Genomic DNA, 5,445 nt, shown 5'->3' on the forward strand with positions numbered 1-5,445 from the left:
CCCCCCCCCCCCCCCCCCACCCCAGCCCGCCCCCCCCCCCCCTCCCCGCGCGCGCCACTCTTATATAGAAACCCCCCCCCCCCCGGGCCTCTGTGAGCAGTGAACCGGGGCTCCGTACGCCGCGGTCAGCCGCGCCGCAGGCTCGGCTTGAGGTCCTTGAACCGGCCGAGCAGACCGTTGATGAAGGCGGGCGACTCGTCGGTGGAGAACTCCTTGGCGAGCTGCACCGCCTCGTCCATCACGACCGCGTCCGGCGTCCCGTCGACCCACACCAGCTCATAGGCGCCGAGCCTGATGATGTTGCGGTCGACGACCGGCATCCGGTCGAGGGTCCAGCCCACCGCGTAGGTGGCGATGAGCTCGTCGATACGGTCCGCGTGCTCCGCGTACCCCTCGACCAGCTCCATCGTGTACTCACTGACCGGTGGCTGCCGGTCGTCGGTCCGGGCGAGACGGATCCAGTCCGCGAGGACCGTCTGCACGGAAGCCCCGCGCTGGTCGGCCTCGAAGAGGATCTGGAAGGCGCGCTTGCGCGCCGTGTTCCGGGCGGCCACGGTTAGCTGTTCACCCGGCCGAGATAATCACCGGATCGCGTGTCGACCTTGATCTTCTCGCCGGTCGTGATGAACAGCGGGACACCGATCTCGTAACCGGTCTCCAGGGTGGCGGGCTTGGTGCCGCCGGTGGAGCGGTCGCCCTGGACGCCCGGGTCGGTGTGCTGGATCGTCAGCTCGACCGCGGCCGGGAGCTCGACGTAGAGCACCTCGCCCTCGTACTGGGCGACGGAGGCGGTGAAGCCCTCGATGAGGAAGTTGGCCGCGTCACCGACCGACTTGCGGTCGACCATCAGCTGGTCGTAGGTGTCCATGTCCATGAAGACGAAGTACTCGCCGTCCATGTACGAGAACTGCATGTCGCGCCGGTCGATGGTGGCCGTCTCGACCTTCACGCCGGCGTTGAACGTCTTGTCGACGACCTTGCCGGAAAGCACGTTCTTGAGCTTGGTGCGCACAAAAGCCGGGCCCTTGCCGGGCTTGACGTGCTGGAACTCGACGACGGACCAGAGCTGGCCCCCGTCGAGCTTGAGCACCAGGCCGTTCTTGAGGTCGTTCGTGGAAGCCACGGTTGAGGTTCTCCTGGACTGCAGCGTGTGTGGGACCGCGGGTGCACGCCACTAGAGGGCGAGCAGCTCCTTGGTCGTAATGGTGAGTAGCTCGGGTCCGCCGTCCGCCTCAGGGCGCACGACGAGCGTGTCATCGATCCGGACTCCGCCCCGGCCAGGGAGGTGGACCCCCGGTTCGACGGTGACCGGCACGCAAGCGTCCAGTTTACCCATGGCCGCAGGTGCCAGCTGCGGGTCCTCATCGATTTCGAGCCCCACACCGTGCCCGGTCGACGGACCGAGGGTCCCGCCATGGCCCGCGGCCTCCAGCACATGGCGTGCCGCGAGGTCCACGTCCCGGCAGGCCGCACCGGGCACAAGAGCCTCCCGACCTGCCCGTTGTGCCGCGAAGACCAGCTCGTACAGCTCGATCTGCCAGTCCGCCGGTGCGGTCCCGATGACGAACGTCCGGCCGATCTCACATCGGTATCCGCGGTAGACGGCCCCGAGCCGTACGGAGAGCAGATCCCCCTCCTCGACCCGGCGGTCGGACGGGCGGTGGCCGTCGAGCCCGGCGTTGGGTCCGGTGGCGACCGAGGTCGGGAGAGCCGGCCCGGCGGCGCCGTGGTCGATGAGACGGCGCTCCAGCTCCAACGCGAGATGGCGCTCGGTGCGCCCGACGAGGATCGATTCGAGCAGCTCGCCGAGGGCCTGGTCGGTGATCTCCCCGGCGGTGCGCAGACAGCCGATCTCGTCCTCGTCCTTGATGATCCGCTGCTGCTCCACGGCGCGGGCGAGATCGGCGAGACGCAGCCGCGGTGCCACCGAGTGCAGGGCCCGGTGCCGGGCGACGGTCAGATGGTGCTCCTCCACCGCCAGCGAGACGGCGCCCGCCGATGTGAGCAGGCCGGCGGCGGCCACCGCGGGGTCGCCGCCCGGCGCGGGAAGCTCGGTGATCCGCAGATTCTCGTCGGGGCGGCCTTCCTGGGGGTCGCGGGTGGGTCCGGCGGGGCAGAGGAGCACATCGCCCTCGGGGCCCAGCAGCAGGACCGCGCCCGCCGGGGCCGCACCGGCGAGATACCGGACGTTGGCCGGCCGGGAGACCAGTGCGGCGCCGCTGCCCGCTGCCAGGCACCGGTCGCGCAGTCGTGCCCGGCGGACCGCAAACACCTCTGCCATGGTTCCGAGCCTAGGAGCGGCAGCGGCTTTCGGCCGTTCGAGCGCGTCCGACCGTGGAGCTTCACCGGGCGGGAGGAGGGTTCACCGGGCCGGAAAGGGGCTTCACCAGGCCGGAGGGGAGGCGATGGAGCGGGCGAGTACGTCGTCGAGCACCTGGGCCGTGGTCTCCACGTCGTAACCCGAGTTGTCGATGATCGGCAGCCCCGAGCCGTACCAGCCGGCCATCCGGCCGTGGATCCGGGCGACCTCCTCGTCGCCGAGGCGGCGGTTGCCGCTGCGGGCGGCGTTGCGCTCCAGGACGACCTCCAGGCCGGGCAGGAGCACGACGGGCAGCAGACCGGGGCCGACATGGCGCTTCCAGCCGCCGAGGCCGACGACCGGGCGGTCCGGGAAGACCGCGTCGTCGAGGATGCAGGAGATGCCGTTGGCCAGGAAGTTGCGCGCGGCGAATCCGCAGGTGCGGCGGGCCAGCCGGTACTGCGCTTCGGAGTGCTCGTTCCAGCCGGTCTGGGGGTCGGCGAAGCCGGAGCAGACCCACTCACGTACGTCATCGAGGCTGATGTGCGACGTGGGCATCCGGCGGCTGCGCGCCCAGTGCCGGGCGACCGTGGTCTTGCCCGCGCCCGCCGGTCCTATGAGGAGGACGGCGAGCGTGGTGTTCCCGGTGTCGGCCGGTGCGCTGGCCGCGGGCGGGGCTGGCAGCGGCACCGGACCGCCGGGCGGCAGCTGGACGTGCCCGGTCGTCTCCATGGACGGCGGCGCGGGCGGCGGCTGGGAGAGCGGCGCACCCGGCGGGGGCGGCGGCCCGGTCGGGGCCACGGGCTGGTTCGGTGTTACGGGCTGGTTCGGTGCCACCCAGCCCGGCGGGCCGCCGGCCTGCTGGGCGCTCTGGCCCCAGCCCGCGGCGCCCGGCGGGGGCGGCGGCAGCGGAGCTCCCACAGCGTGCTGCATCCGGTGCCACTCCGTCTCGCTCAGCCGACTGTCTGCCGTACCGAACGGTACCCTCCCCGGCCCGCACCGTGTGACCGGCCGGGGAGGGCCGGTGAGGGCCACCTGGCTTCCTCAGCCCGCGAGTTCCCCCGCCAGCGCCCGCAGGGCGAGCCGGTAGGAGCCGATCCCGAAGCCCGCGACGGTGCCGCTGGCGACCGCGGCGATGACGGAGTTGTGACGGAACTCCTCACGGGCGTACGGATTCGAGATGTGCACCTCGATGAGCGGGGCGGTGCGCTGGGCCGCAGCGTCCCGCATCGCGTACGAATAGTGCGTGAACGCACCGGGGTTGATGACGACGGGCAGCGCTCCGTCGGCCGCCTCGTGCAGCCAGCGGATCATCTCCCCCTCGTCGTTGGTCTCGCGCACCTCGACATCGAGACCGAGCTCCTTGCCCAGCAGGGTGCAGGCCTCGACGAGGCCCGCGTAGGAGGTCGCGCCGTAGACATCGGGCTCGCGGGAGCCCAGCCGGCCCAGGTTCGGGCCGTTGAGGACGAGGACGCGGGCGCTCACGCGGAGACCTCGCCGAACGCGGCGAGCAGGACGGCCGGGTCGGGGCCCTCCAGGACGGTCGGCTTGGCGAGTCCGTCGAGGACGATGAAGCGCAGGACGTTGCCCCGGGACTTCTTGTCGACCTTCATCGTCTCAAGCAGCTTCGGCCACTGGTCGCCCCGGTAGGTCAGCGGCAGACCGACGGAGGCCAGTACGGCGCTGTGCCGGTCGGCGGTCGCGTCGTCCAGGCGGCCCGCGAGCCGCCCCAGTTCGGCGGCGAACACCATGCCGACCGAGACGGCGGCGCCGTGCCGCCACTTGTAGCGCTCGTTCTTCTCGATGGCGTGGGCGAGGGTGTGCCCGTAGTTGAGGATCTCCCGCAGCCCGGACTCCTTCAGATCGTTCGAGACGACCTCGGCCTTGACCCGGATGGAGCGCTCGATCAGCTCGGCCGTGTGCGGTCCCGCGGGTGTACGGGCGCCCTCGGGGTCGGACTCCACCAGGTCGAGGATGGCCGGGTCGGCGATGAAGCCGGCCTTGATGATCTCGGCCATCCCGGAGACGTAGTCGTTGACCGGCAGCGAGTCCAGTGCGGCGAGGTCGCAGAGCACCCCGGCGGGCGGGTGGAAGGCGCCGACCAGGTTCTTGCCCTCGGCGGTGTTGATGCCGGTCTTGCCGCCGACCGCCGCGTCCACCATGCCGAGCACGGTGGTCGGCACGGCGATCCAGCGCACACCGCGCAGCCAGGTCGCCGCGACGAACCCGGCGAGGTCGGTGGTGGCGCCGCCGCCCACCCCGATGATGACGTCGGTACGGGTGAATCCGGTCTGGCCCAGCGCCTTCCAGCAGTAGGCGGCGACCTCGGCGGTCTTGGCCTCCTCCGCATTGGGCAGCTGGACCGCGATGGCCTCGTACCCCTGGTCGGCGAGGTCCTGGCGGACCGCCTCGCCGGTCTCGGCCAGCGCCTCGGGATGCAGTACGGCGACTCGCCTGGTCTGTTCACCGATCAGCGTGGGCAGCTCGCCCAGAAGCTGACGGCCGACCAGCACCTCGTACGGATCGTGGCCGTCGGTGCCGCCGACCTGGATACGGATGGGGGCGTCCTGCGTCATACGGTCTTCTCCTGGCCGGGGGGCGGGGTGGGGTCCCCTGCGGGGAGCCGCAGCTCCAGGGCGTCGAGGACCGCCTCCGCGACCTCTTCGGGGACACGGCCGTCGGTGGCTACGACGGCCCGGGCGACTTCGGTGTACAGGGGCCGCCTCGCGTCCATCAGCTCGCGCCACTGACGGCGCGGGTTGACGGCGAGCAGTGGGCGCGCGGTGTTGAGTCCGACGCGCTTGACCGCTTCGTCCACGTCCATGGAGAGGTAGACGACGGGGTGGCCCGCGAGGAGTTCGCGGGTGGACGGGGCGAGGACGGCGCCGCCGCCGAGCGACAGTACGCCGGTGTGGCCGGTGACCGCCGCACGCACCGCGGCGCGCTCCAGGGCGCGGAAGTGGTCCTCGCCGTCGTCGACGAAGATGTCGGCGATGGAGCGTCCCTCGGCCGCCACGATGTCGGCGTCGGTATCGCGGTAGCCCGTGCCGAGCCGCGGGGGGCGGCGCGCGCCCACCGTGGGGTGGTCGCCCGCCCACCGGGCGACCAGGGGGCCCACCGGGCCGCGCCACGGCAAAGAAGGCGGT

At 71.9% G+C, this 5,445-nt stretch carries 7 protein-coding genes; all 7 read right to left on the reverse strand.

Going from position 1 to position 5,445, the window contains the following annotated elements; all coding sequences use genetic code 11:
* Positions 1–125: 125 nt before the first annotated feature.
* Complete coding sequence (nusB, locus tag ACFXBC_RS08055) at positions 126–554, reverse strand: transcription antitermination factor NusB (RefSeq protein ID WP_385019965.1); 429 nt, start codon at positions 552–554, stop codon at positions 126–128.
* A 2-nt stretch (positions 555–556) separates the two neighbouring features.
* Positions 557–1,123 (reverse strand): elongation factor P, encoded by a 567-nt coding sequence (efp, locus tag ACFXBC_RS08060; protein ID WP_164264558.1) that lies wholly within the window; start codon positions 1,121–1,123, stop codon positions 557–559.
* A gap of 51 nt (positions 1,124–1,174) precedes the next feature.
* Positions 1,175–2,281 carry an aminopeptidase P family protein gene (locus ACFXBC_RS08065; protein ID WP_385019969.1) on the reverse strand — a complete coding sequence of 369 codons (1,107 nt, stop codon included), beginning with the start codon at positions 2,279–2,281 and terminating at the stop codon, positions 1,175–1,177.
* A gap of 102 nt (positions 2,282–2,383) precedes the next feature.
* The gene (locus ACFXBC_RS08070; protein ID WP_385019972.1) at positions 2,384–3,232 is read right to left on the reverse strand and encodes a Pro-rich N-terminal domain-containing protein; all 849 of its coding nucleotides are present in this window, start codon (positions 3,230–3,232) and stop codon (positions 2,384–2,386) included.
* Positions 3,233–3,343: 111 nt separating this feature from the next.
* Positions 3,344–3,784 carry a type II 3-dehydroquinate dehydratase gene (gene aroQ, locus ACFXBC_RS08075; protein WP_385019975.1) on the reverse strand — a complete coding sequence of 147 codons (441 nt, stop codon included), beginning with the start codon at positions 3,782–3,784 and terminating at the stop codon, positions 3,344–3,346.
* Positions 3,781–4,875: a 3-dehydroquinate synthase gene (gene aroB / locus ACFXBC_RS08080; RefSeq protein WP_385019978.1), complete on the reverse strand. Its 1,095-nt coding sequence runs from the start codon at positions 4,873–4,875 to the stop codon at positions 3,781–3,783. Before aroB ends, aroQ begins: the two co-directional genes overlap by 4 nt.
* The gene (locus tag ACFXBC_RS08085; RefSeq protein ID WP_385020145.1) at positions 4,872–5,408 is read right to left on the reverse strand and encodes a shikimate kinase; all 537 of its coding nucleotides are present in this window, start codon (positions 5,406–5,408) and stop codon (positions 4,872–4,874) included. The genes aroB and ACFXBC_RS08085 overlap by 4 nt, the downstream gene beginning before the upstream one ends.
* Between the last annotated feature and the right edge of the window lie 37 nt (positions 5,409–5,445).

This window comes from Streptomyces sp. NPDC059398, assembly GCF_042751845.1.
Lineage (GTDB): Bacteria > Actinomycetota > Actinomycetes > Streptomycetales > Streptomycetaceae > Streptomyces.

Bases quoted from the DNA above. Each gene is read 5' to 3' on its own strand.
- aroB (WP_385019978.1), bottom strand. From the start codon at position 4,875: ATGACGCAGGACGCCCCCATCCGTATCCAGGTCGGCGGCACCGACGGC.
- ACFXBC_RS08070 (WP_385019972.1), bottom strand. From the start codon at position 3,232: ATGCAGCACGCTGTGGGAGCTCCGCTGCCGCCGCCCCCGCCGGGCGCC.
- ACFXBC_RS08065 (WP_385019969.1), bottom strand. From the start codon at position 2,281: ATGGCAGAGGTGTTTGCGGTCCGCCGGGCACGACTGCGCGACCGGTGC.